The following is a 25816-nucleotide window of genomic DNA, read 5'->3' on the forward strand; positions in this document are numbered from 1 at the left end:
GATCGGGAGGCGGTGCTTAGCCAGTTGGTCGTTATGCTCAGGCGAGTGCCGTTGACCTGTAGTGCAAGGGGGCGGCTGCACCGGCTGGTCGGGCAAGAAAATCACGGCTGTTATAGCGGCCTTCAGCAGCGACTCCATTCGCCTGGTAAGTGGCGGTGCCACTGTATGTACACCTTGCCTCCCAGAGATCAAAGGCTGCCATTTGTGCCGCTGTGCAATTTGCGGCGTTGACCTTGGCGGCATTGACGGGGTCATAGTGATCCGCACAGATTGGTGCCGGAAGTGCGGCGCAGTTGTTCACCACCGCTGCGTACACCGCGTTGCCGGCTTCAGAGTTCGCTCGTATACGTTCTGCAAGCTCCTGGCTGATCCATACAGCCTGAGAGCGCTGACTGCTATCTGCTGTACTTTGCAGGGCGTTGAGTTGCAAGCCCGCAAAACCCAGAAGCCCTACAGCAAAAATGAGTAGTGTGATCAGCACTTCGATCAGTGATGATCCCTGGCAAAACTGGTTGAACTTAACAGTCGACATCAGGCTTCACCTTGGTGATTGTGGCTTTTCCGAGTCCGTTCAGGCTGACACAGCGGGCATTGCTACTGGTTGTAGAGAGGCTAGCGGAGCTGATCTTGAACGGTGCTGCAGCACCTGGAGCCAGCAGGGTGCCATCGCGCCGAAATGTCAGGCGGTTACCACTTTCCAGGTAAGTAGACGTAATGGTCACATCGCTGGCTTTGGGTTGGTAATGGGTGATTACGTCTGCATGGCGGCAGTTATCAATAGTTGCAGGGCCTGTGCACCAGCCTCCACTCCACCCATTGGGGGCATTTGTGACAGGGAGTACAACAATATTTGCATTGCGCTTACTGGCTTCGCTGCGTGCGAATGCCAGAGAGCTGATCAGTTCGTTGGCTTGAGCCGAGACGCGCTGATTAACAAGGAACTGCCTCATATTTGGTATTGCAACTCCCATTAAAACGGCTAGCAGCGCTAGTGTTATTAAGAGCTCAACCAGTGTGAAACCATTTTTTCTGCGCATGCCAGACCCCTTATGCCTTAGGTTGACCATAAGGTTGCGAGCGGCATAGGGCAACTACTGGGGGATGGTCGGCTTTACTCAGGGCGTAGGCGGTGCCGCGATTGCTTCGGCTTTGATTTTTCCAAGCCGATTGATGGTCAATCGTATTGTTCGATTGCCGCTTCGTAAGTGAAGGGTGCCATTGCTGACAAACGTGATGCCCTGGCGGTTGAAGTGCAGGCTTTTACTGTTGCCCATTCCTCGCCAGCTAATTTCCACGTTGCTGGGGCTTTCATGGGTTTTGAGGATTTCATCTTCTGGATCAAGTCGGCGATTACCATTGAAGTCTGTAAAAATGCTGATTGGTAATTGCCAGTTGGCTGAGCATTCGCCAGTCATGGCTAGTGGGCACAGCGAGACTCTCGATTGGCGGTTTATTGCGCTTAGTCTTGCCTGATGGGTCAAGCTATAGAGTGCGCTGCTGGTGCTCGTTAGCTGATGTCTGGCAAACGCGTCTTGCAGGGCGGGTATCGCCAGCGAAGCGCTGATTCCGAGAATGCCTATACCGGTCAAGAGCTCAATCAGGCTGGTACCTGTACTATTCCTTTTCATCGTGTCTGTATCCCTATCCGTGGGAGCAATTTGATTAAAGATCATTATTCAAGGGTTGTCAGTTTGAAATCTTCAGGCCGCGATATCGTTATTGGTGGTGGGGTAATCGGGTTGCTTTCAGCGCTGTCTCTGGCGGGGGAGGGCAGGCCTCTTGAGGTTGTTGAGAGGTGCCTTGCAGGCCGCGAATCCTCTTGGGCCGGTGGTGGAATTGTTTCGCCGCTTTACCCTTGGCGTTACAGCCAGGCGGTAACGGCGTTAGCGCATTGGTCGCAGGATTTTTATCCGAAGCTAGGTGAGCAGTTGTTGGTGCAAACGCAGGTAGACCCTGAAGTGCATGTCACGGGTTTGTATTGGCTGGACCTTGAGGATGAAGGGGACGCTCTGGCCTGGGCGGAGCGGGCGGGGCGTCCGTTGCAGTCGGTCGATATGTCGGCCGTTCAGTACGCCGTACCTGCGCTGGCTGAGGGGTTCGAGCGTGCGGTCCGCATGGCGGATGTGGCTAATGTGCGCAACCCGCGTTTGGTCCGGGCGTTGCGTGCGGCGCTTGAGCAGATGCCGAATGTCACCTTGCATGAGAATTGCGCAGTCAGTGGATTTATTCGTGAGGGGGAGCGCATTACTGGCGTTCGTACGGAGCAAGGCGAAATGCTCGCTGATCGGGTCGTGCTCACGGCGGGTGCCTGGAGTGGCGAGTTGATGAAGACCCTGGGCATTGAGTTACCAGTGGTGCCGGTCAAGGGGCAGATGATTCTGTACAAGTGTGCCGAAAATTTTCTGCCGGCTATTGTCTTGGCTAAAGGGCGTTATGCGATTCCGCGGCGTGACGGCCATATCCTGATTGGCAGCACGCTTGAACATGCAGGCTTCGATAAGACGCCCACCGACGAGGCGTTGGCCAGCCTGAAGGCGTCCGCAGTCGAGTTGTTACCGGCGCTGGCAGATGCCGAGGTGGTGGGGCATTGGGCTGGCTTGCGCCCAGGGTCGCCAGAAGGTATTCCGTTTATCGGGCCTGTGCCGGGGCATGAGGGGCTGTGGCTGAACTGTGGGCATTACCGCAATGGGCTGGTGTTGGCACCGGCATCCTGTCAGTTGTTGGCGGACTTGATGGCGGGCCGTGAGCCGATCGTTGATCCCGCGCCTTATGCGCCGGCTGGGCGGTTGGCGTTTTTGTGAGGGGCTCGCGGCTTAAGCCCCTCCCGCAATGGGTGCGCGGCTAGTCGATGCCGAGTTTCTTTAAGCGGTAGCGCATCGAGCGAAAGCTCAGGCCCAGGCGCTGTGCGGCGGCTGTGCGGTTCCAGCGGGTTTCTTCCAGGGCTTGCATGATCAGTTTGCGTTCGATGGCTTCTAGGTAGTCTTCCAGATTGTCGATCTGCGCGAGGTTGGCGCCGCCGTTTTCGCTGATCGGCACGCTGTCGGCTAGGCGCAGGTCGCTGGCGGTGATGCGATCGTCTTCACACAGGGTGTAGGCGCGTTCGAGCATGTTCTCCAGTTCGCGCACGTTACCGGGGAAGCGGTAGCTTTTGAGTTTCTCCAGTGCGTCGTCGTCGAGTTTGGCCGGACTAAGGCCGGTGCTGTCTGCCAGGCGCTTGAGCATGATGTCGGCCAGCAGGGCGATGTCTTCGCGACGTTCGCGCAAGGCAGGCACGCGCAGTTCGATCACGTTGAGGCGATAGTACAAATCCTGGCGGAAGCGCCCGGCCGCGACTTCACCGGCCAGGTCCTTGTGGGTGGCGCAGAGGATGCGCACATCGACGATCAGTTCCTGTTGGCCGCCGACTGCACGCACGGCTTTTTCCTGAATCGCGCGTAGCAGCTTGACCTGCATCGGTAGCGGCAGGTCGGCGACTTCATCGAGGAACAGCGTGCCCCCGTTGGCCGCCTGAAACAGGCCCTGTTTGTCCTCAATGGCGCCGGTGAAGCTGCCTTTCTTGTGGCCGAAGAACTCGCTTTCCATCAGCTCGGTGGGGATGGCGCCGCAGTTGACCGGGATGAAGGGTTGTTCGCCGCGTGAGCCTTGCTCATGGATCAGACGAGCAACCAGTTCCTTGCCACTGCCGGATTCGCCGCTGATATACACCGGCGCCTGGCTGCGGGCGAGTTTGAGAATTTGCTTGCGCATGGCCTTCATCGGCGGTGAGTCGCCGAGCAGGCGGCTGTCCACTGGCAGTTCTTCACCATCGGCAGTGCGCAGGCGCAAGGCTGCAGCCACCAGTTCGCGCAGGCGACCGAGGTCTACGGGCTTGGTCAGAAAGTCGAATGCGCCAGCTTTCAACGCGTTGATCGCGGTGTCCAGGCTGCCGTAAGCGGTGATCATCGCCACGGGTACTTGCGGGTGGCGCTGAAGGATGTGCTGTACCAGCTCCAAGCCTGTGCCGTCCGGCAGGCGCATGTCGGTCAGGCACAGGTCGAAGGGTTCCTTGGCCAGCCATTCGCGGGCTTCCTTGACGTTGCGCGCGCTGCGGGTGTCGAGTTTCATGCGCCCCAGGGTGATTTCCAGCAATTCGCGAATATCGGGTTCGTCATCGACGATCAGGGCTCTCTGGCGGGTCATGGTCAGCTCAGTTTGCGCGGGTGGGCGAAGGTGATACGCAGGCAGCTGCCGCCACCTTCGCGCAGTTTATAGTCGAGGCGTGCCTGGTTGCTTTCGCACAGTTCACGGGAAATATACAAGCCCAGCCCTGTGCCTTTGTTTTCCGTGGTGTAGAAGGGCTCAAACAGATGGTGCAGCTGCTCTTCGGATACGCCCGGGCCGTCGTCGAGCAATTCGAGCACCGGCAGTTCGCTGTCCGGGTCGCGGAAGAGTTTCAGCCAGACCTGCCCGAGTTTGTGCTTCTGTGCGCTGTAGCGCAGGCCGTTTTCCACCAGGTTGCTTAACACCTGGTTCAGTTGGTGCGGGTCCATGCGGGTCTGGATGCTGCCGCCGCTGGTTTCCAGGTGCAGAATCTGATTGGGCGCAGCACTGTTGCGGAACTCGCTGGCGAAGCGGTGCAGCCAGTATTTCAGGTCCAGCAGTTGTGGTTCTGCGTGGCGCCGTCGCGACAGTTGCAGAACGTTTTCGATCACCAGGTTCATGCGGCGCGAGTGGTCCTGAATGATCTGCGCCAGGCGCAGGTCCGCCCCCTCCAGTTCTTCCGACTCCTGCAGCAGCTGCGCTGCGTGGCTGATGGCGCCCAGTGGGTTGCGAATCTCGTGGGCGATACCGGCTGTCAGGCGACCCAGGGAGGCCAGCTTGAGCTGTTGTGCCTGTTGCGCAATCTGCGAGATGTCATCGAGAAAAATCAGGGTGTGTTTGTGCGGGCCGCGCTGCAGGGCAATAAAGCTCGGCTGCAGGACGCGACCGTCGGGTGCAGCCTGCAGGCTGGCTGGCCGCAGACTGGGGTTGTGCAGCCATTGCTGCATGCGTTTGATCAATTCGGGGCAGTGCGGATCGAGGATCTTGCCGGTCAGGTCAGCATGTCCCAGCAGGTGATTGGCCCCCTGATTGGCCAGTAGTACGCGGTGCAATTCATCGAGTACCAGAATGCCGGTGCGCATGCGCTGAAGGATAAGGGCGTTCAGCGCCTCCAGGTTGGCCACGTCGGCAGCGCGTTGCTCGGCGAGGCTTTCGCTGACGTGTAAGCGACGGGTCAGCCCCTGAACAAACAGGGCTGCGGCGAAGCACAGGGCGCCAAAAGCTCCGACCTGAACATATTGTGTGGCGGCAGCCGGACGGCTGAGGCTGAGGTAGAAGGTCAGATAAATCATGCCGATGGCGGCGATGGCGGCAATCAGCAGGCCGATACGACCGCGCAGCAGGATGTTGGCAATAGCCACCGCAACGATCAGCAGGTTGCCGATGCCGCTGGGCGTGCCGCCCCCGGCGTAGAAGAGCCCGGAGAGCAGAATGACGTCGACCAGTGCCAGGCTGAAAACTTGCGCCAGACGCTTCGGGCGGCGCACGGTGGCAGTGATGAGGATATTAAGGCCGAGATACAGCCAGCTGCCGTTATGAAAAAGCTGCGGATGGGCCATTTCCAGCAGTTCGGTATGCAGGTCACTGGAAACCAGCAAGACCAGTGTTGCGCCGATGATCAGTCGGTAGAGGTGATAAAGACGCAGTATGCGCCAGCTTTGCTCTCCGCTCAGGGCGAAGTCAGTGCCCATTGTTACGCGGGCCTTGTTCGAGGTGGGCTTGGCTGCAGAACCAGTGTTCGCCTGAGGCTAGCGCATGCTCGCGCGGAACGTGTACGTCGCAATGCTGGCAGCGCACCATCGGTGCGGCTTGCGACGGCGACGGCGACGGCGTGGGGCGCGTGCTTTTCGGTCGGTTGAAGCGGCGCCACAGCCAGACAGCGGCGGCAATGATGGCAATCCAGATCAGCAAGCGAAACAGGCCCATGGTGCTCTCTTTTTATCGGTTGGCGGCAGTTTAGCTAAGCCGTCTGCGTGCGCCCAGCCCTGTGAGGGCAAGCCTGGCATTGGGACGGCAGCCGCCGCTGTATGAGGTGTTTGTTCGCGCGAGAATGGCCTAACAAAAAGGGAGGCCGTTGGCCTCCCTTACTGAATGATGCCTGTGCTCAGTCGAACAGGCCAAAGGTCAGGTAGCTGAACCAGGAACGACTTGGTTCTTCCTCTTGGGTGCCGGCCTTGAGTTCATCGGGAATCTGTTCTTCAGCATCTTCATACTGGCGAATCACATCCTGGCTGGCGCGAGTTTCGCCCGGTGGCAGTGGTGTATCGGTTTCGATCAGGCCCAGCGTTGCCTTGGCCAGCCAGGAGCGGCTGTCGGCTTCTTCTTCGCGCGGGACAAACTGGCCGTCAACCAGGCTCGGATGGTCTGGGTAGTTCAGTTTGAGTGTTTCCAGGCTGGTGGCCGCCAGATCATCCAGGGTCAGGCGCTGGTAGGCTTCTGTCATGACCGCGAGGCCGTCGCCTACGGCTGGCGTCTCCTGGAAGTTTTCTACCACGTAACGGCCGCGGTTGGCGGCAGCCACGTAAGCATTGCGGGTCAGGTAATAGTGCGCCACGTGAATCTCATAGGCTGCCAGCAGGTTGCGCAGGTAAATCATGCGCTGCTTGGCATCTGGCGCGTAACGACTGGTGGGGTAGCGGCTGGTGAGCTGGGCGAATTCGTTGTAAGAGTCGCGTGCAGCGCCCGGGTCGCGCTTGGTCATGTCCAGCGGCACGAAGCGGGCAATCAGGCCGCGATCTTGGTCAAACGATGCGAGCCCCTTGAGGTAATAGGCGTAGTCAACGTTGGCGTGCTGTGGGTGTAGGCGGATAAATCGGTCGGCTGCGGATTTGGCAGCTTCTGGCTCGACGTTCTTGTAGTAGGCGTAGATCAGCTCCAGCTGCGCTTGTTCGGCATAGCGACCAAACGGGTAGCGTGATTCCAGCGCCTTGAGCTTGGCGACTGCGCTGGTGTAGCTACTATTATCCAGGTCGGCTTGTGCCTGCTGGTAGAGTTCGGTCTCGCTCAGGTTTTCATCAACCACCTCTTTGGATGAGCAGGCGGCGGTGAGGGCGAGGATTGCGATCAGCAGCAGGTGTTTCACTTGCATGGCGGCTTGCGTCCCTGTGACGGCGGCTGTCTTGAGCAAAGCCGTCCTGTTATGATGAGCGCCCCCGGTATCCCTGGGGCAAAGACGCCGTATTTAACCACAAGCGTGTAGCCGAAACCAAAGGCTAGACCTCTCTGAACTCCCCTCTGTTGCCGAGCATGTCCTCTATTAATAAGCAGATCATTGAACTGAACGCCGAGGTGCCCTACGAAATGGGCGGTCAACGCCTCGACCAAGTCGCCGCACTCCTGTTTGCCGAGCACTCGCGTTCGCGTCTGTCTGCCTGGATTAAAGAGGGGCTGCTGACGGTTGACGGAGCTGTATTGCGTCCGCGCGACATTGTCCATGGCGGCGCGCAACTGCTACTCAAGGCTGAGCAGGAGGCTCAGGGTGAGTGGGTTGCCCAGGATATCGCGCTGAATATCGTCTACGAAGACGAGCAGATTCTGGTGATCGACAAGCCCGCAGGCTTGGTCGTGCACCCGGCTGCTGGCCATGCGGATGGCACCTTGCTGAATGCCTTGCTGCATCATGTGCCTGACATTATCAACGTGCCGCGCGCAGGTATCGTGCATCGGTTGGACAAGGACACTACCGGTCTGATGGTGGTGGCCAAGACCATCGAAGCGCAAACCCGCCTCGTCGATCAGTTGCAGAAGCGTAGCGTCAGCCGTATCTACGAGTGCATTGTGATTGGCGTGATTACCTCAGGCGGTAAGATCAATGCCCCGATTGGGCGTAGTTCTTCACAGCGTCAGCGCATGGCTGTCAGCGATGGCGGTAAGCCTGCGGTCAGTCACTACCGGGTGCTGGAGCGTTTTCGTTCGCACACGCACACGCGGGTCAAGCTGGAAACGGGGCGCACTCACCAGATTCGTGTGCACATGAGTCATATCGGCTATCCCCTGGTGGGCGACCCGGTGTATGGCGGCCGTTTTCGGATTCCGCCGGCAGCCAACCCGAGCATGGTGCAGACCCTCAAGGAATTTCCACGTCAGGCCTTGCATGCACGCTTTCTGGAGTTAGATCATCCGCTCACGGGGCAGCGCATGAAATGGCAGTCGCCATTGCCGGATGATTTTGTCTGGTTGCTGACGCTGCTGCGTCAGGATCGCGAGGCCTTTATCGGCTAACAAGGGTTGGGTAACAGGAGTTAGGTGACGGGATGCACGACTGGCTGACACCACAATGGCCTGCTCCGGCAAGGGTAAAAACCTGTGTAACCACGCGTTCAGGTGGCGTTAGTCTGGCGCCCTATGACAGTTGCAATCTGGGCGAGCATGTCGGCGATCAGCCGGCAGCTGTGCTCAAGAATCGCCAGCGTCTGGTCAGCCTGCTTGGCTGCAAGCCCGCCTGGTTGCAGCAGGTTCATGGTGTTGCAGTGGTTGAAGCCAATCCTCAGGTGGTACCTGAGGCTGATGCCAGTTGGGCCAGCAAACCTGGCATTGCCTGCGCGGTGATGACTGCCGACTGCCTGCCTGTGCTGTTCTGTAATCGTGCTGGTACGCGTGTCGCCGCCGCCCATGCCGGCTGGCGAGGTTTGGCCAATGGCGTGCTGGAAGCCACACTCGACAGTTTGGCGGTGCCGGCTGACCAGGTGTTGGTCTGGCTTGGGCCGGCAATTGGTCCGCAAGCCTTTGAGGTGGGCGGGGAGGTGCGTGACGCGTTTCTTGCTCAGCATGCACGTGCCGCCGAGGCCTTCATGCCCAGCGTCAATCCGGGAAAATTTCTCGCAGACATCTATCAGCTGGCACGTATACGCTTGTCCGCACGTGGTGTGGAGGCGGTGTATGGCGGTGATTTCTGCACGGTCAATGACCCGCGATTCTTCTCCTACCGCCGTGCTGCGCAGACCGGGCGTTTCGCCAGCCTGATCTGGTTGGTCAACTGAGTCAGCTCCGTTACAAGACGGCAGCTGACCCAGGTCAACATTACGCTGCTTGAAACCCGCACAATCGACCTCATCTACTCTTCATCCGCAGGTTTTCTGTTTGGGTGCGTTTCAGTGCGCCGGCCTGCCATCACCACGAGGGTTGATTGTTTATGCGTATTGATCGTTTAACCAGCAAGTTGCAGCTCGCGCTCTCCGACGCGCAGTCCCTGGCCGTTGGCCTGGATCATTCGGCCATTGAGCCGCTACACCTGATGCAGGCCCTGCTGGAACAGCAGGGCGGCTCGATCAAACCGCTGCTGATGCAGGTTGGTTTTGATGTCAACAATCTGCGCCAGGCGTTGAGCAAGGAGCTCGATCAGCTCGGCAAAATCCAGAATCCATCCGGCGACGTCAATCTGTCGCAGGATTTGGCGCGCCTGCTTAACCAGGTCGACCGCCTGTCGCAACAGAAGGGCGACCAATTTATTTCCAGCGAGCTGGTGTTGCTGGCGGCCATGGACGAAAACACCAAGCTGGGCAAGCTGCTGCTCGGCCAGGGTGTCAGCCGTAAGGCTTTGGAAAATGCCATCGCCAACCTGCGTGGCGGCGATGCGGTCAATGACCCGAACGTCGAGGAAAATCGCCAGGCGCTGGATAAGTACACCGTCGACCTGACCAAGCGCGCTGAAGAGGGCAAGCTCGATCCGGTGATTGGCCGCGACGACGAAATCCGCCGCACCATTCAGGTGTTGCAGCGCCGAACCAAGAACAACCCCGTGCTGATTGGCGAGCCGGGCGTGGGCAAGACGGCGATTGCCGAAGGCCTGGCCCAGCGTATCGTCAACGGCGAAGTGCCGGATGGCCTGAAAGACAAGCGCCTGTTGTCGCTGGACATGGGGGCGCTGATCGCGGGGGCCAAGTTCCGTGGTGAGTTTGAGGAACGGCTGAAGGCGGTGCTCAATGAGCTGAGCAAGCAGGAAGGGCGGATCATCCTGTTTATCGACGAGCTGCACACCATGGTCGGCGCCGGCAAAGGCGAAGGTTCGATGGACGCCGGCAATATGCTCAAGCCGTCGTTGGCGCGTGGTGAGTTGCACTGCGTCGGCGCCACTACGCTCAACGAGTATCGTCAGTACATCGAGAAAGACGCGGCCTTGGAGCGACGCTTCCAGAAAGTGCTGGTCGATGAACCGAGCGAAGAGGACACCATCGCCATTCTGCGTGGCCTGAAAGAACGCTACGAGGTGCATCACAAGGTGGCGATTACCGATGGTGCAATCATTGCAGCGGCCAAGCTGTCGCACCGCTATATCACCGATCGTCAGCTGCCAGACAAGGCCATCGACCTGATTGATGAAGCGGCTAGCCGCATTCGCATGGAGATCGACTCCAAGCCGGAGGTGCTTGATCGCCTTGAGCGTCGTTTGATTCAGCTCAAGGTGGAAGCTCAGGCGCTGAAGAAGGAAGACGATGAGGCTGCAATCAAGCGGCTGGCCAAGCTCAACGAAGACATTGCCCGTCTGGAGCGTGAGTACGCCGATCTGGAGGATATCTGGAAGTCGGAAAAGGCTGAGGTGCAGGGTTCGGCGCAGATCCAGCAAAAAATCGAGCAGGCACGCCAGGAGTTGGAGTCGGCGCGGCGTAAGGGTGATCTCAGTCGTATGGCGGAATTGCAGTACGGCATTATCCCGGACCTGGAGCGCAGCCTGCAGATGGTCGATCAGCATGGCAAAAGCGAGAACCAGCTGCTGCGTAGCAAAGTCACCGAGGAAGAAATCGCCGAGGTGGTGTCGAAGTGGACCGGTATTCCGGTGAGCAAGATGCTCGAAGGCGAGCGCGACAAACTGTTGAAGATGGAAGGTTTGCTGCATCAGCGGGTGATTGGCCAAGACGAGGCCGTGGTGGCTGTGGCCAACGCCGTGCGGCGTTCCCGTGCCGGGTTGTCGGATCCGAATCGGCCGAGTGGTTCGTTCCTCTTTCTTGGCCCTACCGGGGTCGGCAAGACCGAGCTGTGCAAAGCGCTGGCCGAGTTCCTCTTCGACACTGAAGAGGCGCTGGTGCGCATCGACATGTCCGAATTCATGGAGAAACACTCCGTGGCCCGGCTGATCGGTGCACCACCGGGCTATGTCGGCTATGAAGAGGGCGGTTATCTGACCGAGGCGGTGCGTCGCAAGCCTTATTCGGTGATCCTGCTGGATGAGGTGGAGAAGGCTCATCCGGATGTGTTCAACGTGCTGCTGCAGGTGCTCGAAGACGGTCGGCTGACCGATAGCCATGGCCGCACAGTAGACTTCAAAAACACCGTCGTAGTGATGACCTCCAACCTGGGGTCCGCGCAGATTCAGGAGCTGGTTGGCGATCGCGAGGCCCAGCGTGCTGCCGTGATGGATGCGGTAGGTACGCATTTCCGTCCGGAGTTCATTAACCGGATTGATGAAGTGGTGATCTTCGAGCCACTGGCCCGTGATCAGATTGCCGGTATTGCGCAGATTCAGTTGGGGCGCTTGCGTCAGCGTTTGGCTGAGCGTGAGTTGAGCCTGGAGCTGTCTGACGCAGCGCTGGATAAACTGATCGCTGTTGGCTATGACCCGGTCTACGGCGCGCGGCCTCTCAAGCGAGCAGTGCAGCGTTGGATCGAAAACCCGCTGGCGCAGTTGATTCTGTCGGGCGCATTTGTCCCGGGTAGTCGGATTATCGGGCGTGTTGAAGCTGACGAGATTGTGTTCAGCTAAATCATAGTCAGATCATCATCGGCAAACACCCCGGATCAGTAAGCTGGCCGGGGTGTTTTTTACTGGCTGTCTCACACGTGCCTGAGCAGAATTTCCAGCGCGGCGGCTTGATCATCGGCCAGGTCGATGATGTGAAAGCCTGCCCAGCAGTGCTGGCCATCTGCGCCGGGGCGACTCCATAGGCAGTCAGCGCCGAGGGTGATTTCGCAAACGCCCTCAATAACCTGTTCGCTGACTAGGCGGCATTCCACCAGTTCGTCTGCCGTCAGCGGGGTATCGCTGAACAGCATAAAGCCATCGGCAGACAGGTCTACGACACGCCCCAGGCGCTGGCCCGAGTGCAAATCGAAAACCTCCAGCTGCACTTCGGCGCTATGCCGGCTGTGCAGGCGACGTTCGTCATCCATACGACTTCCTTATTCTTGAGGCTCGGTCGCGCGCCCGGTAAAACGCTGCAGCACGCGATAAATAGCGGTAAGGGCTCGGTCAACCAGGGGCGCGCCTCGTTCTGGCGTGACAATGCGCGCCAATCCCTGTTCCATTTCGCTGGCCAGTTGGGTGAGCGGTTTGATGGCTACGCGTTGGCCGCTTTGATCGACAAACATGTAGTTGCGGGTTGTCGGGCTGAACCAGGACAGCTTGAGGGTCCGCACCTGTGGGCCGTTGGCGAACTCGAACCAGGTGCCGAATTCAATGTGGCCCAGCTCCTTGGCCAGTAGCTGCGCGCGTGGTGACAGCGTCGACTCTCGTGGTGCCAGGGTCGCCAGTGCAGCATCTTCGCCGAGCATCGCGCCCAGTGGGCTTTCGGGAAGGTTGGGGGTGAGTTTTGCTGCGACCAGCGGCTGCTTGGCCTGAACAGCATGCTGACAGGCCACCAGGTCCTGCAGGAGGCGACGAATACCGTCTTCGTGATAGCCGCCCAGGAGCTCAAGGCCTTTGCGCAGGTCTTCAAGAAGGGGCACACGTAGTTTTTGCAGGCGATCACGACCTGCTTCATCGAGCAGTGTGCCGCTCCAGGCCAGCTGTTCGGCGGCTTCGCAGGCGCGCTGCCATTCAGGGCTGCGTTCGCCATTGCGCAGCAGGACAAACACCAGTACGTCGGCCCACGTCAGTTCCAGAAAGTTGCGGATGATGGTGGGGGGCTGGCGATCAGTCAGGCATTTGGCGATGACTTCAACGGCATGCTGACGTGCGCCAAGCAATTTGTCGCGGCCCTTGGCGGCTTCTACTGCACGGCGCTCACGTAACTCAACCTTGTGCCGTAGGGTGGCAACAAATTCATTGAATTCGTCCAGCAGGTTTTCAAAGAGTTGCAGGTCGCCAAAAAAGTCATGAATTGCACGCTCCACGACCCATTGCATTTTTGCCTGCAACCCACGCTCGTCGCCTTCACCGCCATACAGTACGCCGGCTTGCGCCATGGCATTGAGCAGGCGGCGTGCCGGGTGATGATGCTGGGTGAACAGTGCTTTGTCTTGTAGCGCCACCTTCAAGTAAGGCGTGTGCAAGTGCGATAAGGTGGTTTTGCAGGTGTCCGGCAGGTTGTCGTCATCGAGGATAAAGTCGAACAGCATGCCGACCAGGTCGATGACATCCGCTTCTTGATCGGACAGTTTCTGTTGGCCAGGTTGCTCGCTATGGGCTTCCAGTTGTTGCTGCAGGTCGGCTTTGAGTCCGGCGACCTGTTGTGGTCGTTGCAGGCGCTGCGAAAGATCGCTGGCCGACTGCTGCTGCATGCGGTTGAGCGCATCCAGCAGGGCTGATGCGCTGTAGGTGCTGGTGGCTTCTCGTGGAGAGAAGCTCGCAATGCTGCGTGTGCCGCCGAGCAGCGGTGCATCCAGATCGCGCTGGCGATGCTCACCGAGAAGTGCAGCCAAGCTACCGAGCAGTTCCATGGGGTCGCTAGGCGGGGGGCCGTTGAGGTCGCCAGGGCTGCCTGGGTTGCCATGCCCGCCTGTCGAGTGCGGCGCAGTGGCTGAGTTGATATGGGGGCTGCTGGTGGCTGTGCCTTCGCTGAGCGGTTCAGTTGCTGCGGCGCTGGCTACAGCCTTTGGCCGCGATGGGGTGCTGCGTTGTGCGGTGTACTTGAGGTTGGGCAGTACGCCTGCATCTATTAGCCGTTGATTAAGCGCGACATAGATGTTGTCCAACCCTTGCATGACGTGGGTGTCAAACAGGGTGTAAAGGATGACTTTTATACGCAATGGAAAAGGGCAGGGCGCCAGGGCATCGCGAAAGGCTTGGGCAATCATCTGTGGGCCGAAGGGATTGATGTCTTCAACCAGTTTTTGGCCATTGTTGAGTAAGGCCAGGCGTTGTTCTAGGGCAAATAAGGTTTGCGCGCAGCGTGCCTTGACCCGGCTGACCATATTGGTGACTTGCAGGCTTTCTTCGTAATCCTCGTTTTGCACCAATGCCATTTGCTCCGCATCCAGCTCGCTGGTGCTGGGCGGCGGCCTGAGCTTGCCTTCAAGGAAGTCAGAAAAATTCTGCGCGATCTGCTGGTGGTAACTGCGTTCTATCAGTGGGCGCTGTCGACGGATTTCGCGCATGTTGTCGAAAAACAGGGTTTGCACCTGATTGTTCTCGGCCTTCTCCGCGCATTCGAACAACGTGTCATCGACCTGGGCGAAGACACCGGTCAGGTGTTCAGCCAGGCGATTCATCACCACTTTCCGGCAGCTTTGCACCAGCTCACCAAAACGTGGCTGGATGCCTCGGCTGGCTAGGATCTGCACTGATGAGGGTGGGGTTGGTGGTGTGCCCTGGTTACTCATGGACTTTCCTGGCTGAAGCCTTACGGCTGGTGCGTCCTGCAATAGACAGACGTAATGAAGATATAGCAGCCACTCACTTAGCTGCAAATCATTGTACTAAAAGCAATTTAAGGGGTTGACAGGCGCGCGCGGAACCGTAAAATGGCGCGCCTCAGATACGGGAAACGAAGTAACAACCGGATCCGGTTTCTGAGAACGGAAGCAAGTAGTTCCGCGATAGCTCAGTCGGTAGAGCAAATGACTGTTAATCATTGGGTCCCTGGTTCGAGTCCAGGTCGCGGAGCCAATCTTTCATCGGGGTATAGCGCAGTCCGGTAGCGCGCCTGCTTTGGGAGCAGGATGTCGGGAGTTCGAATCCCCCTACCCCGACCATTTTAGGGTCGTTAGCTCAGTTGGTAGAGCAGTTGGCTTTTAACCAATTGGTCGTAGGTTCGAATCCTACACGACCCACCATTTCAAGCGAGCTTGAAAGTAAAAAACCCGCCTAGAGCGGGTTTTTTATTGCCTGCGATTTATCTGTGCCTTGGCCGTGTGCATCAAAGCGCTGCCCTACAGACGTGGCGATCGCCGCGCCTGCAGGGCAGCGCACAAATCAATGCAGCTTGAGGCGTGGCTCGGTGCTGCGGCCGATACGGTCACCTAGCATCATCAGCAAGGTGCGCGTCATGCCGTACAGGGCGACCTGGTGCATGCGATAGAGTGATACGTAGAACATGCGGGCCAGCCAGCCTTCGAGCATAACGCTACCGGTCAGATTGCCCATCAGATTGCCGACCGCCGAGAAGGTCGACAGCGAGATCAGTGAGCCGTAATCGCGGTAGCGGTATTCCGGCAAAGGCTTGCCCTCGATACGCAGCTTCAACGATTTGGCCAGTAGAGACGCCTGTTGGTGCGCGGCTTGTGCGCGCGGCGGTACGTTGCGGCCCTCGCTGCCCGGTTGCGGGCAGGCGGCACAGTCGCCAAAAGCAAAGATATTGTCATCCTGCGTGGTTTGCAGCGTCAGGCGCACCTGCAACTGGTTGATGCGGTTACTTTCCAGGCCATCCAGGTTCTGCAGAAATTCTGGTGCGCGAATACCGGCCGCCCAGACTTTCAAGCTGGCTGGGATGATCTGGCCCTGGGTGGTATGCAGCGCTTCAGCCGTCACCTGGCTGACGGCGGCGCCGGTGAGCACTGTGACGCCCAGTTTTTCCAGGGTCTGATGCACGGGTTGGCTGATGCGTTCAGGCAAGGCGGGCAGCACCCGTGGGCCGGCTTCGATCAGGGTGATGCGCATGTTTTCCGGGCTGATCCGGTCCAGGCCATAGGCGGCCAGTTCGTGCGCGGCATGGTGCAGCTCGGCGGCCAGTTCGACCCCAGTGGCGCCAGCACCGACGATGGCAATATTGATCAGTTCAGTGGTTTCGCTCTGGCTGGCATGGGCGCGCAGGTAGTGACTTAGCAGTTGGCTATGGAAGCGCTCGGCCTGCTCGCGGGTATCGAGGAACAGGCAGTGTTCCGCTGCCCCGGCGGTGCCGAAGTCATTGGTGGTGCTGCCCACGGCCATCACCAGGCTGTCATAAGTCAGCTCGCGTGCCGGCATCAGCACTTGGCCGTGATCATCCCGTGTGGCGGCCAGGCTGATGCGTTTTTCCGCACGGTTGAGGCCACTCATGCGTCCCAGTTGGAACTCGAAGTGATTCCACTTGGCTTGAGCCACGTAGTTAAGCTCGTCGCCGGAGGAATTCAGCGAGCCTGCGGCCACTTCATGCAGCAGCGGTTTCCAGATGTGCGTCAGGTTGGCGTCGACTAGGGTGATTCTGGCCTGGCCACGCTTACCCAGGGTTCTACCCAGGCGGGTAGCAAGCTCCAATCCGCCGGCGCCGCCGCCGACAATTACGATTTGATGAGTCATCAGACACGCTCACAAGGCTTTTAAGGAAGGGCAGTGAGTCGGTGTGGGCGAGCGCCAAGCAGCTCATAGCACCAATCGACTCAGAAGACGGCTCAGTACCCCGAGGCCAATCACTACGATCACGATGATCAGCAGCAGTCTCCAGACTTTGAACGGCTGGCGCTCAACCTGATGCTGTGGCGCGCTGAGGTACTGGTCGACGCGTTTCTGATCATCGGGATTCAGGCGACTGGACATGGTGGCCTCGAACTTAATATGAAGGACAGCCCGGTTAATGGCGGGCAAAGGTCGGGCATTCTAGCTGCGTGGCTTATAAAGGCTCAACGCGCAGGCCGTCATTCAGGCGAATAATGCCGCCTTGCAACACGCGTGCAGTAATTCCGCCATGGCCACGCATGGCTTGAAAGGTGCCGAGCCCCAGGCGTGCTTCCAGTTTTGCACAAGGTTGGCACCAGCCAGTGGTCTCCAGTATTGCCTGACCGAGGCGAAAGCGCCGCCCCTTGAGGCTGAACAGGTTGATACCGCTGATGGCGATGTTGCGGCGTAACTCAATGGGGCTGATGGGGGTTTGTGTTGGGCGGCCCATCAGTGCGCTGATGACGGCCAGGTGTTCCCATTGAATTAATGTCACCTGGCGGGCGTTCCGGGGGCCGGGGCGGCTGTGATCGCCTGTGAGTCCCGCCTCGCGACGCGCTTCGACGGCATCCAGTTCGATCATGGCTGCGCGCGAGCTGGGGCGCACGCCAATCCAGCGCACACAACCTTGCTGCGGCACTGCGGCAAGCAGCTCCTGTAAGGGGCTCACAGGCTGATTCCTACATCAAAGAGTACGGATCGGCCGAGGTTGTTGCGTAGAAAGCCCGGTGCATCCGGGTGAGCGAAGAGTACGCGGGCAAAGGTCGGGCCGACGAGTGACAGCGAGCGCCAGCCCTGGCGGAGAAATTCGGTCGGTGGCGGAAAGTGGCTGTTGAAGTCCGGTACTGCGCGTTTGAGGTTAACGTAGGCGAGCAGATCCAGTTCGCCCAGGTCGAGGCCACGCTCTTGGTAGTTGTGGGCTTTCTTGCGCAGTGTCGGCGTCAGGCGTTGCTGCAGTTCGCTGGCACCAATACGTCTGGGTTTGGCCTCGCGGCGTACCAGTTGACTGAGGGAGAAGGCGCTGCGCCGGCGTTCCAGTTCGGCGCGCCACTCGTCATTCAGCCGCCGGCCCTCGTCAAGAACGAAGAACACTTCAAAGCTGGCATCGCGGAACAGCACGTCTGGCGGTTCATGGCCCGCCGCATTGAACTCATCGAGGCGGTGGCTGACATTCAGGGCCTGCAACAAACGTTGGCAGACCCAACGCTCGCGCTCCCATTTGCGGGCGTTGGAGAGAAAGGCGTTGGCCTGTTCGGCCTGGTGCGTCAGCAGGCGCAGGTAGTCGGAGTCATCCATGGCTTCAGCTTAGCGTGCCTGCCTGGCGTCGTGGTAGCCCTCTGGCCTGCTTGTTCCTGGCTTTTCATGCGCTGCGCTGAGCGTGAAGGTAGACTGCGCAGATTCACCTCAACGGTGTGGAGTGACTCAGGATGATTGCTGCGCAAGTGTTGTCTTCGACCAGTCTGCTGCTGGGGTGGCTAATTTATCTACCACTGTTGTGCTGGGCTGTCTGGCGTGCGCCTTGGGTCGAGCTGTGCACGGATCTGCGTCGTCAGCACCTGCTGGGTGGTACGGCGTTGGCGTTGTTTCTGCTTTGGCTGGTACGCCGGGATTTCGACTCAGGCCTGTCTTACCACTTTATTGGCATGACTGCGGTTACGTTGCTGCTGGATTGGCCGCTGGCCATGCTGGCGGGGTTGGTGGCTCAATTGGGGTTGCTGGCGCTGGGGCGGCAGGATTGGGTCGCGCTGGGCGTCAACGGTGTGCTGCTGGTGGTGATTCCGGTCTGGGTTACCGAAGCCTGCGCCCTGTGGGTTGAGAAGAAACAGCCGCGTAACCTGTTCGTCTACATCTTCTGCAGTGGCTTTTTCGCCGCCGCTCTGGCGACACTGTTGTGTATTGCCGCGGCTTTTACCCTGCTCTGGCTGGATGGTTTGTTCCCAATGCCGCCCTGGCTGGAGGACTTTATCGGCTACCTATGGCTGGTGATTTTCCCCGAGGCTTTTATCAACGGCATGCTGGTTACGGCGCTGGTGGTGTTCTACCCGGACTGGCTGGAAACCTTCAACCGCACGCGTTACTTGGCTGCACCATGGAAGGATGACGATGCGCCACGCTGATGGTGTTGCCTTCACTGCAGTGATCCGCCCGCGTCGTTTGATGCAGATCAAGCTCTGATAGTGGGCGTGAGCGATGCTGATGCCATCAATCAGGAGGGCGAAGAATGGGTGTGCATCAGTGGGCCAGGCAAGAGGTCGAGCGCAGTTTACAGGGCGTTGATGGCCAGGGGTTTGATCAGCCCATGGCGCTGCGGGCGTTGCTCAGTGCTGTAGTCGAGCGCAGTCGCAGTGGTCGCAGTGCTGCGGATCTGGCCGCAGAGCTGCAGTTTCTCGCGGACAATCTGGACGATGAACGCGACTACAGCTTTATGCGGCCTTGAGGATCAGTGTTGGCGTGGCGGCAGCTCGCCAGAAAACACGTCATCTTCCAGCGGGTCGCCAGCGATTGCATGTTCTTCCGCTGCCCAGGCGCCGAGGTCAATCAGCTTGCAGCGTTCAGAGCAGAATGGGCGACTTGGGCTTTGCGGGCCCCATTCAACAGGTGCCTTGCAGGTCGGGCAGGCGACCAGGGGTAGGGTGCTCATGTTTGGCCTCCGCGTAGGGTCAGGTAATAGCGATGCAGACGTTCAACTTCAGCCTGCAGCCAGGGCAGGTCACGATCATTGAGTAGCACATCATGGGCATGGTGTAGGCGTTCGTCGCGGCTGGCTTGGGCTTTGAGAATGGCCTGCACCTGCTCGTTGGAACTCTGATCGCGGGCCATGGTGCGCGCTACCTGCAATTGTTCAGGCGCATCCACCACCAGTATGCGTTGGGTCAGCCGGTGTTGGCCGGACTCAACCAGCAGCGGTGAAACCAGGATGGCATAAGGTGATTCGGCGCGTGCCAGGTACTGCATGATTTCCTGACCGATCAGTGGGTGCAGCAGCGTTTCCAGCCAGCGTCGCTCGGTGCTATCGGCAAAAATTCGCTGGCGCAGGGCGCTGCGGTCGAGCTGGCCGTCTGCTTGCAGCACATCGCTGCCGAAGTGCTCGACAATCTTGGCCAAGGCTGGTTTACCAGGCTCGACCACCCAGCGCGCGGCATGATCAGCGTCGACCAGGTGTACACCCAGATCGATAAAGTGCTGCGCGGCCGCGCTTTTGCCGCTGCCTATGCCGCCGGTTAGGCCAAGAATCCAGGGTTGTGTGCTCAAGGTGCGCGCTCGTGTCGGTCATCTAGGGGCGCGATTGTAGTGCAGGCGCTTGGTTGGTGGCGAACAGTAGGAACGGGCCATGCCCGCGAAAGATATGGGCGTATCTACAGGCTCGCTGGACTGCGATCGAAAATCGTAGCCGGGATGTGATCCTGGGGGGGGGGGCGGATTGCATCCCGGCTACGTCCGTAGGAGGGCTTTAGCCGCGATAGCTGTTGAACCGCTCGCCGCTAAAGCGCCTCCCACTGCCGGTGGTTTGATTAAAACCCGGCAACCTGCAGGTAGCTTGAGGTGATCTGCTCACCCCACAGCAAGGCAATCCAACCGGCAATCGCCAGGTAGGGTCCGAATGGAATCGGTGTGCTGGTTTCGGCATTGCGCATGCGCAGCATGATGATGCCGAGTACCGCCCCCACCAGCGATGACAATAGAATGATCAGCGGTAAGACCTGCCAGCCACCCCAGGCGCCCAGCATGGCGAGTAACTTGAAGTCGCCATAGCCCATGCCTTCCTTGCCGGTGACCAGCTTGAATAGCCAATACACCGACCACAGGCTCAAGTAGCCCGCAATCGCCCCCCAGAGCGCATCTTCCAGGCTGGTAAACAGGCCAGAACTATTGACGATCAGCCCCAGCCACAGCAGTGGCAGCACCAACGAATCCGGCAGCAGTTGATGGTCGACGTCAATCAGGCTCATCGCCAGCAAGCCCCAGGTCAGCAGCAACATCCCGCCAGCCTGCCAGGTAAAACCAAAATGCCAAGCCACATACGCCGACAACAGGCCACAGGTTAACTCCACCGCCGGGTAACGCATACTGATCGGCGCTTTACAGCTGGAGCACTTGCCCCGCAGAAACAGGTAGCTAAACAGCGGAATATTTTCCCAGGGCTTTATTTCATGGCTGCAGTGTGGGCAGCTGGAGTTAGGCAATATCAGGTTGAAGGTTGTTGTCTGGGGCTCCGCAGGCAGTTCCAATATCTCGCGAGCCTGCTCGCGCCAATCGCGCGTCATCATGACTGGAAGGCGATATACCACCACGTTGAGAAAGCTGCCAATTAAAAGACCGAGCAGCAGGCTTACACAAACAAAGGCCGGCAAGTTGCCGGCCAGAAAGTTGAGCATCATAAATTAGCTAACCACTGCGCCGAGTTGGAATATCGGCAGGTACATGGCTATGATTAAGCCGCCAACGAGTACGCCGAGTACCGACATAATCAGCGGTTCCATTAGTGTTGTGAGGTTGTCTACAGCGTTATCCACTTCGGCCTCGTAATACTCCGCGGTCTTGTCCAGCATTTCATCCAGTGAGCCGGACTCTTCACCGATGGCGGTCATCTGTATGGCCATGCTGGGGAATACACCAGTAGTGCGCATGGAAAAGTTAAGCTGGGTGCCAGACGATACATCATTGCGGATTTTTGCGATTGCTTGGCGGAACACCACGTTACCGGCAGCGCCTTCCACGGATTGCAACCCCTCTACCAGCGGCACACCTGCAGAAAAGGTGGTTGAAAGAGTACGGGCAAAGCGTGCCACGACCGCTTTGTAGAGGATATCGCCGAAAATTGGTGCCTTAAGCAAGGTGCGATCAAGAAAGTCACGAAATTTTTCGGAGCGTTTATGGGCTTCTTTGAAGGAGAAACCAATGATGAAAAACGCAAAAAGGAAAATAAACCACCACTCCTGCAGTCCGCGGGACATGTTTACTACAACCTGAGTGAATGCTGGTAGCTCGGCACCAAACCCAGCAAATACACTCTCAAACTGCGGAACCACCTTGATCAAAAGGATTGCCGTGACGATGACGGCTACGACCAGTACCGAAATAGGGTAGGTCATGGCCTTTTTGATCTTGGCTTTCAACGCTTCGGTCTTTTCCTTATAGGTCGCGATTCGGTCCAGCAAGGTTTCCAGTGCGCCCGACTGTTCACCTGAGTCCACCAGGTTGCAGTACAAATCGTCAAAGTATTGGGGTTTCGTGCGAAGCGAGGCAGCAAAGCTATTACCGGCGGCAACTTCCTGCTTGATATTGTCAATCAGGGTGCGCATGTTCGGGTTGTCGAAGCCTTCACCGATAATATCGAAGGCTTGCAGCAATGGAACGCCGGCTTTCATCATGGTGGCCATCTGCCGGGTAAACAGGGCAATGTCCATGGGCTTAATTTTTTTGCCAGCACCAAACAGCGGTTTAGGCTTCTTTTTCACCTTGAGCGGGTTGATGCCTTGCTTGCGCAGTTGGGCTTTGACCAAGGCCGGGTTTTGGCCATTGATTTCACCCGTGATCCGGGCACCTTTTTTGTCGGTACCCTCCCACGCAAAGGTGCTGATGCTTGGAGCTTTGGCCGCCATGGCTTAATCCTTGGTCACTCGGTTGACTTCTTCAAGGCTGGTAATGCCTTGCATTGCCTTCAGTAGAGCGGATGTGCGCAGGTCGTTGAAACCGTCCTTGCGCATTTGCACAGAAATATCGATGGAGTTGCCTTCCTCCATGATAATCCGCTGCAGGGCTGGCGTGTTTTTAACTACTTCATATATTCCGACGCGGCCTTTGTAGCCGCCGTTGCAGTGTTCGCAGCCGACCGGGCCGTAAAGCTTGATTGTATCGAGTTTGTCTGCAGGAAAGCCTTCCTCAATCAGGGTTTCTCGCGGCACCTTGACCTCTTTCTTGCAATGGCTGCAGAGCTTGCGGGCTAGGCGCTGGGCAATAATCAGGTTGACCGATGTTGCAATGTTGAATGACGGAACGCCCATGTTGCGCAGACGAGTCAGGGTTTCGGCGGCGCTGTTGGTGTGCAAGGTTGACATCACCATATGGCCGGTTTGCGCGGCTTTGATGGCAATGGAGGCCGTGTCCAGATCGCGGATCTCGCCCACCATGATGATATCCGGGTCCTGGCGCAAGAAGGATTTGAGTGCCGCGGTGAAATCCATGCCCTGCTTGGGGTTGACGTTCACCTGATTGATGCCCTCAAGGTTGATTTCCACCGGGTCTTCAGCGGTAGAAATATTCACGTCAACGGTGTTGAGAATATTCAGGCCGGTATACAGCGAGACCGTTTTGCCGGAGCCGGTTGGGCCGGTCACCAGAATCATGCCTTGCGGCTGCTTCAGTGCCGTCAGATACAGTTCTTTTTGCGACTCTTCATAACCTAGGGCGTCGATGCCCATCTGCGCGCTGGCCGAATCGAGAATTCGCATCACGATTTTCTCACCCCAAAGGGTTGGGCAGGTGCTGACGCGAAAGTCGATGGATTTACTTTTGGATATACGCATTTTAATGCGTCCGTCTTGCGGCTTACGCCGCTCGGAAATATCCAGGCCGGCCATCACCTTAAGTCGGGCGGAAATGCGCGGCGCTAACTGAATGGGCGGGCGGGCAATTTCCTGCAAAATGCCGTCCGTACGAAAACGTACGCGATAGGCTTTTTCATAAGGCTCGAAATGCAGGTCGGATGAGCCCTTTTTGATCGCGTCGAGCAGCATTTTGTGGACAAAGCGAACCACGGGTGCGTCGTCTGCAGAGTTGCCGTCGTTGTTGTCCTGCTTGTTATCATCGACTGCCTCAACATCGACTCCGTCAAGGTCGACATCCCCCAGCTCCTCCATGCCGCTACCGGCAGTGTCGAAAAATTTCTCAATGGCGTCGGTAAGCTTGTCGTCTTCAACCAGCAGCGGCTCTGTGGTCAGGCCGGTAGAAAACTGTACATCGGTAACAGCCTGGTGATTGGTAGGGTCAGAAACCCCAACAAAGAGCTTGTTACCTCGGCGAAAGAGCGGAATAACCCGATGCTGGCGAACCAGCTTTTCACTAATCAGGTCACGTGGCTGGCTGTCTTTCTCTATGGCGCTCAAATCGCAGAAGGGCACGCCAAATTGCTCGGCAGCTACTTCCGCAACCGCTTTGCTGGTGGCCAGTTTGTTTTGAACGAGGTAGGAAACCAGAGGGATCTTATTGCGCAGCGCTTGTGCTTGCGCCTGGGAAGCAGCGCTTTCGCTAAGCAGTTGTGCATTGACCAGTTGTCGGGCCAGGCCTGTCAGATTGGGGGCTTCGCTCATGATTTATAGGGTGCTTCTTGCCGGATGGAGTCGTTGTCTTATAGCTCAAATTAAGCAGTAGCCCAAGCAAGGTGGTTTGGAGTGACAAAAAACGGCAGATGCTGCCATCTAGGTGGAGCTGGGCGGTGGCTGATTAGATTCATAGCTGTTACGGAGTGGCCTGTTGAGTGTTGGCATGAAGCGTGCATTTGCCTATTAAGGTCGTTGACCTTAACCACAACAGGAGCTTGTCCATGAAGTCTCTCAAGAAACAAAAAGGTTTTACCCTGATCGAGCTGATGATTGTAATCGCCATTATCGGCATTCTGGCTGCTATCGCTATTCCTCAGTTTAATGAATATCGTCAGCGTGCGAATGATACCTCTGCTGTTGCTGATGTTAAGAACAACATCACTTCCATTATCGCTTCGTTGAACTGATCAGCTATAAGGAGATCATAGATATGAAAAAAATTACTCTAGTACTTGCTGGTTTGATGATGTCCGGTATGGCGTCGGCCGTGCAGTTTGGTGCGACTGGTCAGCTTACCCAGACCCAGTGCGCGAATCTCAATGAGAACGTCAATATTAATCTGACAACGGGTGTGGTTGCAGGTGTGACCTGTGCTGCAACGAGGGTTGGTATTGCTGCCTGTGCTACAAATGGTATGGTGAAGTCCAGGCAAGCGCTGCGCGTTGCGGTGACCGATACTACTGTTACTCCGAACGTTACCACAGAACAACCGTGCACCGCAGGCTCAAACGGCTGTAGAGAAATTCCGGTAACGGGCGCAGCTTTTGCTGGGGCCAGCACTGTTCGGGGGACTACGAACACGGTTTTCCCCAACGCTGGGGTATGTACAGCGGCCCTTGCTGATACTACTTCAGCTAATACGACTTTGATACCCTAATCCAGGTCGGATATCTTGCTTGAAGGGGGGAGCCCCCCCCCTTTTTTTATTGGGATTTAGTCGTGAAGCTGCTCTGTCGCTCTTTGCATGTGCTTTTTGATAAGAAGCGCGAGTACAAGGCAAGGAATAGAATGAGTTGCAGTTTCGTGCTGTTGTTGATTGACAATTCGAGCGGATAATTGCTCGGCTTGCTCTGTTCAAATTTCATCCAGATTTATAAATTAAATGCCAATTCTCCGTCATATTCTGATTGCATTGCGTTTGGCGCTTAAGGCCAAATTAATCTGGATGGCGAGCGGTATCCTGCTCGTGGTCACGCTGGCTACGTTTTTGTCGGCTTATTTTGGTGGTCGACAGTCGGTCACTGTGGCGCTTGATGTGGGTTTTTCCACCATGCGCCTGCTTCTGCCGCTAATGATTGTTCTGCTGGTTCAGGAGTTGCTTTCACGCGAGTTCGACAAGCGTTATTACCTCAACTCACTGACTTACCCCAGCGCGCGCACTACCTTGCTGCTTGGTCGTTTTGCGGCGGTCTTCGCGCTAGTACTATGCGTATTGTTTGCGCTTGGCGTGCTGCAGGTTGGTTTGGTGCGTTTTATCGGTGACATCTACCCGCAGGCCACGCCTGTGGCGCTGGGGCAACCTTACCTGATTGTTATCGTCTTTTTGCTGCTTGACCTTCTGGTGTTGGCCGCGCTGGCTACTTTGCTGGCGGTAGTCGCCTCGACCCCAAGCTTCGTCCTGATCGGCACCTTCGGCTTTATGCTGATCGCCCGTTCCTACGGCGTCATTGTTGTGTTGTTGGGCGAAACACCCAGCCTGGTGGCCGATACCGAAGGCTACCGCGCCAGCCTTGGTTTACTGGGTTATTTGTTGCCTGACCTGGGGGGGCTAGATGTGCGCATGCTGGCCCTGTACGGCAAGCCGGAATTTCTGCCGGCCGATTGGCCCTGGCTGGTTCTGAGCAGCCTCGGTTATGCCCTCGCCCTGCTGGCGCTCGCCGTCTGGGCGCTGCAGCGTAAGCGTTTTGCCTGA

General features: G+C 57.8%; 27 protein-coding genes and 3 tRNA genes. 12 read left to right on the forward strand and 18 right to left on the reverse strand.

All coding sequences use genetic code 11. The features are described from left to right. Window positions 1–37: 37 nt before the first annotated feature. The 3 genes from pilV to OU997_RS11880 all read right to left on the reverse strand — a co-directional run bounded on the left by pilV (window position 38) and on the right by OU997_RS11880 (window position 1628). The gene (gene pilV / locus OU997_RS11870) at window positions 38–532 is read right to left on the reverse strand and encodes a type IV pilus modification protein PilV (protein WP_267806750.1); all 495 of its coding nucleotides are present in this window, start codon (window positions 530–532) and stop codon (window positions 38–40) included. Continuing rightward, on the reverse strand, window positions 519–1037 hold the full coding sequence (locus tag OU997_RS11875) for a GspH/FimT family pseudopilin (RefSeq protein ID WP_267806752.1): 519 nt from the start codon (window positions 1035–1037) through the stop codon (window positions 519–521). Before OU997_RS11875 ends, pilV begins: the two co-directional genes overlap by 14 nt. Window positions 1038–1115: 78 nt before the next feature. Beyond that, window positions 1116–1628, reverse strand: coding sequence for a GspH/FimT family pseudopilin (locus OU997_RS11880; RefSeq protein ID WP_267806754.1), 513 nt, complete (start codon window positions 1626–1628; stop codon window positions 1116–1118). 63 nt (window positions 1629–1691) lie between these two features. Here OU997_RS11880 and thiO point away from each other — a divergent pair, with 63 nt between their 5' ends. After that, window positions 1692–2801 carry a glycine oxidase ThiO gene (gene thiO, locus OU997_RS11885; protein WP_267806755.1) on the forward strand — a complete coding sequence of 370 codons (1110 nt, stop codon included), beginning with the start codon at window positions 1692–1694 and terminating at the stop codon, window positions 2799–2801. 40 nt (window positions 2802–2841) lie between these two features. Here the strand turns inward: thiO and OU997_RS11890 are convergent, their stop codons facing one another. The 4 genes from OU997_RS11890 to OU997_RS11905 all read right to left on the reverse strand — a co-directional run bounded on the left by OU997_RS11890 (window position 2842) and on the right by OU997_RS11905 (window position 7168). Continuing rightward, a complete protein-coding gene (locus tag OU997_RS11890) occupies window positions 2842–4179 on the reverse strand; it encodes a sigma-54-dependent transcriptional regulator (RefSeq protein WP_108486918.1) in 1338 nt (445 codons plus the stop codon). 2 nt (window positions 4180–4181) lie between these two features. After that, window positions 4182–5771, reverse strand: a complete 1590-nt coding sequence (locus OU997_RS11895; protein WP_267806757.1) for a sensor histidine kinase — start codon at window positions 5769–5771, stop codon at window positions 4182–4184. Further along, window positions 5761–6006 carry a PP0621 family protein gene (locus tag OU997_RS11900; protein ID WP_108486920.1) on the reverse strand — a complete coding sequence of 82 codons (246 nt, stop codon included), beginning with the start codon at window positions 6004–6006 and terminating at the stop codon, window positions 5761–5763. The genes OU997_RS11895 and OU997_RS11900 overlap by 11 nt, the downstream gene beginning before the upstream one ends. A gap of 178 nt (window positions 6007–6184) precedes the next feature. Next, a complete protein-coding gene (locus OU997_RS11905; RefSeq protein ID WP_108486921.1) occupies window positions 6185–7168 on the reverse strand; it encodes an outer membrane protein assembly factor BamD in 984 nt (327 codons plus the stop codon). Window positions 7169–7326: 158 nt separating this feature from the next. Between OU997_RS11905 and rluD the strand changes: the two genes are divergently transcribed. The 3 genes from rluD (at window position 7327) to clpB (ending at window position 11776) form a co-directional block, all read left to right on the forward strand. After that, window positions 7327–8301: a 23S rRNA pseudouridine(1911/1915/1917) synthase RluD gene (gene rluD, locus OU997_RS11910; RefSeq protein WP_108486922.1), complete on the forward strand. Its 975-nt coding sequence runs from the start codon at window positions 7327–7329 to the stop codon at window positions 8299–8301. A gap of 32 nt (window positions 8302–8333) precedes the next feature. Next, window positions 8334–9059: a peptidoglycan editing factor PgeF gene (gene pgeF, locus OU997_RS11915; protein ID WP_267806761.1), complete on the forward strand. Its 726-nt coding sequence runs from the start codon at window positions 8334–8336 to the stop codon at window positions 9057–9059. Between the two features lie 152 nt (window positions 9060–9211). Then, the gene (gene clpB / locus OU997_RS11920; RefSeq protein WP_267806763.1) at window positions 9212–11776 is read left to right on the forward strand and encodes an ATP-dependent chaperone ClpB; all 2565 of its coding nucleotides are present in this window, start codon (window positions 9212–9214) and stop codon (window positions 11774–11776) included. Window positions 11777–11847: 71 nt separating this feature from the next. On the opposite strand, the gene OU997_RS11925 is transcribed toward clpB, so the two are convergent. Continuing rightward, entirely contained in the window at window positions 11848–12183 is a 336-nt protein-coding gene (locus tag OU997_RS11925) for a PilZ domain-containing protein (RefSeq protein ID WP_108486925.1), read from the reverse strand. A gap of 9 nt (window positions 12184–12192) precedes the next feature. Continuing rightward, window positions 12193–14553 (reverse strand): DUF1631 domain-containing protein, encoded by a 2361-nt coding sequence (locus OU997_RS11930; RefSeq protein WP_108486926.1) that lies wholly within the window; start codon window positions 14551–14553, stop codon window positions 12193–12195. 210 nt (window positions 14554–14763) lie between these two features. Here OU997_RS11930 and OU997_RS11935 point away from each other — a divergent pair. From OU997_RS11935 to OU997_RS11945, 3 genes are all read left to right on the forward strand, one after another. Beyond that, a tRNA-Asn gene (locus tag OU997_RS11935) sits at window positions 14764–14839 on the forward strand. Window positions 14840–14848: 9 nt separating this feature from the next. Beyond that, window positions 14849–14925, forward strand: a tRNA-Pro gene (locus tag OU997_RS11940). A 5-nt stretch (window positions 14926–14930) separates the two neighbouring features. Beyond that, a tRNA-Lys gene (locus OU997_RS11945) sits at window positions 14931–15006 on the forward strand. A 139-nt stretch (window positions 15007–15145) separates the two neighbouring features. Here OU997_RS11945 and OU997_RS11950 read toward each other — a convergent pair. From OU997_RS11950 to OU997_RS11965, 4 genes are all read right to left on the reverse strand, one after another. After that, window positions 15146–16447, reverse strand: coding sequence for an NAD(P)/FAD-dependent oxidoreductase (locus OU997_RS11950; RefSeq protein ID WP_108486927.1), 1302 nt, complete (start codon window positions 16445–16447; stop codon window positions 15146–15148). Between the two features lie 63 nt (window positions 16448–16510). Next, window positions 16511–16684 (reverse strand): DUF3094 family protein, encoded by a 174-nt coding sequence (locus OU997_RS11955; protein WP_108486980.1) that lies wholly within the window; start codon window positions 16682–16684, stop codon window positions 16511–16513. A 73-nt stretch (window positions 16685–16757) separates the two neighbouring features. Beyond that, window positions 16758–17252 (reverse strand): MOSC domain-containing protein, encoded by a 495-nt coding sequence (locus tag OU997_RS11960; RefSeq protein ID WP_108486928.1) that lies wholly within the window; start codon window positions 17250–17252, stop codon window positions 16758–16760. After that, window positions 17249–17878 (reverse strand): DUF1780 domain-containing protein, encoded by a 630-nt coding sequence (locus tag OU997_RS11965; protein ID WP_108486929.1) that lies wholly within the window; start codon window positions 17876–17878, stop codon window positions 17249–17251. Before OU997_RS11965 ends, OU997_RS11960 begins: the two co-directional genes overlap by 4 nt. A 131-nt stretch (window positions 17879–18009) precedes the next feature. On the opposite strand from OU997_RS11965, the gene OU997_RS11970 reads away from it, so the two are divergent. Then, complete coding sequence (locus OU997_RS11970) at window positions 18010–18699, forward strand: energy-coupling factor ABC transporter permease (RefSeq protein WP_108486930.1); 690 nt, start codon at window positions 18010–18012, stop codon at window positions 18697–18699. A 104-nt stretch (window positions 18700–18803) separates the two neighbouring features. Continuing rightward, window positions 18804–19019 carry a hypothetical protein gene (locus tag OU997_RS11975; RefSeq protein ID WP_108486931.1) on the forward strand — a complete coding sequence of 72 codons (216 nt, stop codon included), beginning with the start codon at window positions 18804–18806 and terminating at the stop codon, window positions 19017–19019. 3 nt (window positions 19020–19022) lie between these two features. Here OU997_RS11975 and yacG read toward each other — a convergent pair whose 3' ends face one another. The 5 genes from yacG to pilB form a co-directional block, all read right to left on the reverse strand. Further along, window positions 19023–19223 (reverse strand): DNA gyrase inhibitor YacG, encoded by a 201-nt coding sequence (gene yacG, locus OU997_RS11980; RefSeq protein ID WP_108486932.1) that lies wholly within the window; start codon window positions 19221–19223, stop codon window positions 19023–19025. Further along, window positions 19220–19834, reverse strand: a complete 615-nt coding sequence (gene coaE / locus OU997_RS11985; RefSeq protein WP_267806768.1) for a dephospho-CoA kinase — start codon at window positions 19832–19834, stop codon at window positions 19220–19222. The genes yacG and coaE overlap by 4 nt, the downstream gene beginning before the upstream one ends. 260 nt (window positions 19835–20094) lie before the next feature. Next, a complete protein-coding gene (locus tag OU997_RS11990) occupies window positions 20095–20961 on the reverse strand; it encodes an A24 family peptidase (protein WP_324288882.1) in 867 nt (288 codons plus the stop codon). A 3-nt stretch (window positions 20962–20964) separates the two neighbouring features. Then, a complete protein-coding gene (locus OU997_RS11995; RefSeq protein ID WP_267806770.1) occupies window positions 20965–22185 on the reverse strand; it encodes a type II secretion system F family protein in 1221 nt (406 codons plus the stop codon). A gap of 3 nt (window positions 22186–22188) precedes the next feature. After that, window positions 22189–23892 carry a type IV-A pilus assembly ATPase PilB gene (gene pilB / locus OU997_RS12000; protein ID WP_267806771.1) on the reverse strand — a complete coding sequence of 568 codons (1704 nt, stop codon included), beginning with the start codon at window positions 23890–23892 and terminating at the stop codon, window positions 22189–22191. 233 nt (window positions 23893–24125) lie between these two features. Between pilB and OU997_RS20880 the strand changes: the two genes are divergently transcribed. The 3 genes from OU997_RS20880 to OU997_RS12015 all read left to right on the forward strand — a co-directional run bounded on the left by OU997_RS20880 (window position 24126) and on the right by OU997_RS12015 (window position 25816). Then, window positions 24126–24311 (forward strand): prepilin-type N-terminal cleavage/methylation domain-containing protein, encoded by a 186-nt coding sequence (locus OU997_RS20880; RefSeq protein WP_324288883.1) that lies wholly within the window; start codon window positions 24126–24128, stop codon window positions 24309–24311. Window positions 24312–24334: 23 nt separating this feature from the next. Further along, window positions 24335–24781, forward strand: coding sequence for a hypothetical protein (locus OU997_RS12010; RefSeq protein WP_267806774.1), 447 nt, complete (start codon window positions 24335–24337; stop codon window positions 24779–24781). A gap of 225 nt (window positions 24782–25006) precedes the next feature. Further along, window positions 25007–25816: an ABC transporter permease gene (locus OU997_RS12015; RefSeq protein WP_267806776.1), complete on the forward strand. Its 810-nt coding sequence runs from the start codon at window positions 25007–25009 to the stop codon at window positions 25814–25816.

This window comes from Pseudomonas sp. SL4(2022) (genome assembly GCF_026625725.1).
GTDB lineage: Bacteria > Pseudomonadota > Gammaproteobacteria > Pseudomonadales > Pseudomonadaceae > Aquipseudomonas.

What these genes read in the sequence shown, in the direction of transcription:
- pilV (WP_267806750.1), bottom strand. Translation starts at nt 532, where the DNA reads ATGTCGACTGTTAAGTTCAACCAGTTTTGCCAGGGATCATCACTGATC.
- OU997_RS11875 (WP_267806752.1), bottom strand. Translation starts at nt 1,037, where the DNA reads ATGCGCAGAAAAAATGGTTTCACACTGGTTGAGCTCTTAATAACACTA.
- OU997_RS11880 (WP_267806754.1), bottom strand. Translation starts at nt 1,628, where the DNA reads ATGAAAAGGAATAGTACAGGTACCAGCCTGATTGAGCTCTTGACCGGT.
- OU997_RS11890 (WP_108486918.1), bottom strand. Translation starts at nt 4,179, where the DNA reads ATGACCCGCCAGAGAGCCCTGATCGTCGATGACGAACCCGATATTCGC.
- OU997_RS11895 (WP_267806757.1), bottom strand. Translation starts at nt 5,771, where the DNA reads ATGGGCACTGACTTCGCCCTGAGCGGAGAGCAAAGCTGGCGCATACTG.
- OU997_RS11900 (WP_108486920.1), bottom strand. Translation starts at nt 6,006, where the DNA reads ATGGGCCTGTTTCGCTTGCTGATCTGGATTGCCATCATTGCCGCCGCT.
- OU997_RS11905 (WP_108486921.1), bottom strand. Translation starts at nt 7,168, where the DNA reads ATGCAAGTGAAACACCTGCTGCTGATCGCAATCCTCGCCCTCACCGCC.
- rluD (WP_108486922.1), top strand. Translation starts at nt 7,327, where the DNA reads ATGTCCTCTATTAATAAGCAGATCATTGAACTGAACGCCGAGGTGCCC.
- pgeF (WP_267806761.1), top strand. Translation starts at nt 8,334, where the DNA reads ATGCACGACTGGCTGACACCACAATGGCCTGCTCCGGCAAGGGTAAAA.
- clpB (WP_267806763.1), top strand. Translation starts at nt 9,212, where the DNA reads ATGCGTATTGATCGTTTAACCAGCAAGTTGCAGCTCGCGCTCTCCGAC.
- OU997_RS11925 (WP_108486925.1), bottom strand. Translation starts at nt 12,183, where the DNA reads ATGGATGACGAACGTCGCCTGCACAGCCGGCATAGCGCCGAAGTGCAG.
- OU997_RS11930 (WP_108486926.1), bottom strand. Translation starts at nt 14,553, where the DNA reads ATGAGTAACCAGGGCACACCACCAACCCCACCCTCATCAGTGCAGATC.
- OU997_RS11950 (WP_108486927.1), bottom strand. Translation starts at nt 16,447, where the DNA reads ATGACTCATCAAATCGTAATTGTCGGCGGCGGCGCCGGCGGATTGGAG.
- OU997_RS11955 (WP_108486980.1), bottom strand. Translation starts at nt 16,684, where the DNA reads ATGTCCAGTCGCCTGAATCCCGATGATCAGAAACGCGTCGACCAGTAC.
- OU997_RS11965 (WP_108486929.1), bottom strand. Translation starts at nt 17,878, where the DNA reads ATGGATGACTCCGACTACCTGCGCCTGCTGACGCACCAGGCCGAACAG.
- OU997_RS11970 (WP_108486930.1), top strand. Translation starts at nt 18,010, where the DNA reads ATGATTGCTGCGCAAGTGTTGTCTTCGACCAGTCTGCTGCTGGGGTGG.
- OU997_RS11975 (WP_108486931.1), top strand. Translation starts at nt 18,804, where the DNA reads ATGGGTGTGCATCAGTGGGCCAGGCAAGAGGTCGAGCGCAGTTTACAG.
- yacG (WP_108486932.1), bottom strand. Translation starts at nt 19,223, where the DNA reads ATGAGCACCCTACCCCTGGTCGCCTGCCCGACCTGCAAGGCACCTGTT.
- OU997_RS11990 (WP_324288882.1), bottom strand. Translation starts at nt 20,961, where the DNA reads ATGATGCTCAACTTTCTGGCCGGCAACTTGCCGGCCTTTGTTTGTGTA.
- OU997_RS11995 (WP_267806770.1), bottom strand. Translation starts at nt 22,185, where the DNA reads ATGGCGGCCAAAGCTCCAAGCATCAGCACCTTTGCGTGGGAGGGTACC.
- pilB (WP_267806771.1), bottom strand. Translation starts at nt 23,892, where the DNA reads ATGAGCGAAGCCCCCAATCTGACAGGCCTGGCCCGACAACTGGTCAAT.
- OU997_RS20880 (WP_324288883.1), top strand. Translation starts at nt 24,126, where the DNA reads ATGAAGTCTCTCAAGAAACAAAAAGGTTTTACCCTGATCGAGCTGATG.
- OU997_RS12010 (WP_267806774.1), top strand. Translation starts at nt 24,335, where the DNA reads ATGAAAAAAATTACTCTAGTACTTGCTGGTTTGATGATGTCCGGTATG.
- OU997_RS12015 (WP_267806776.1), top strand. Translation starts at nt 25,007, where the DNA reads ATGCCAATTCTCCGTCATATTCTGATTGCATTGCGTTTGGCGCTTAAG.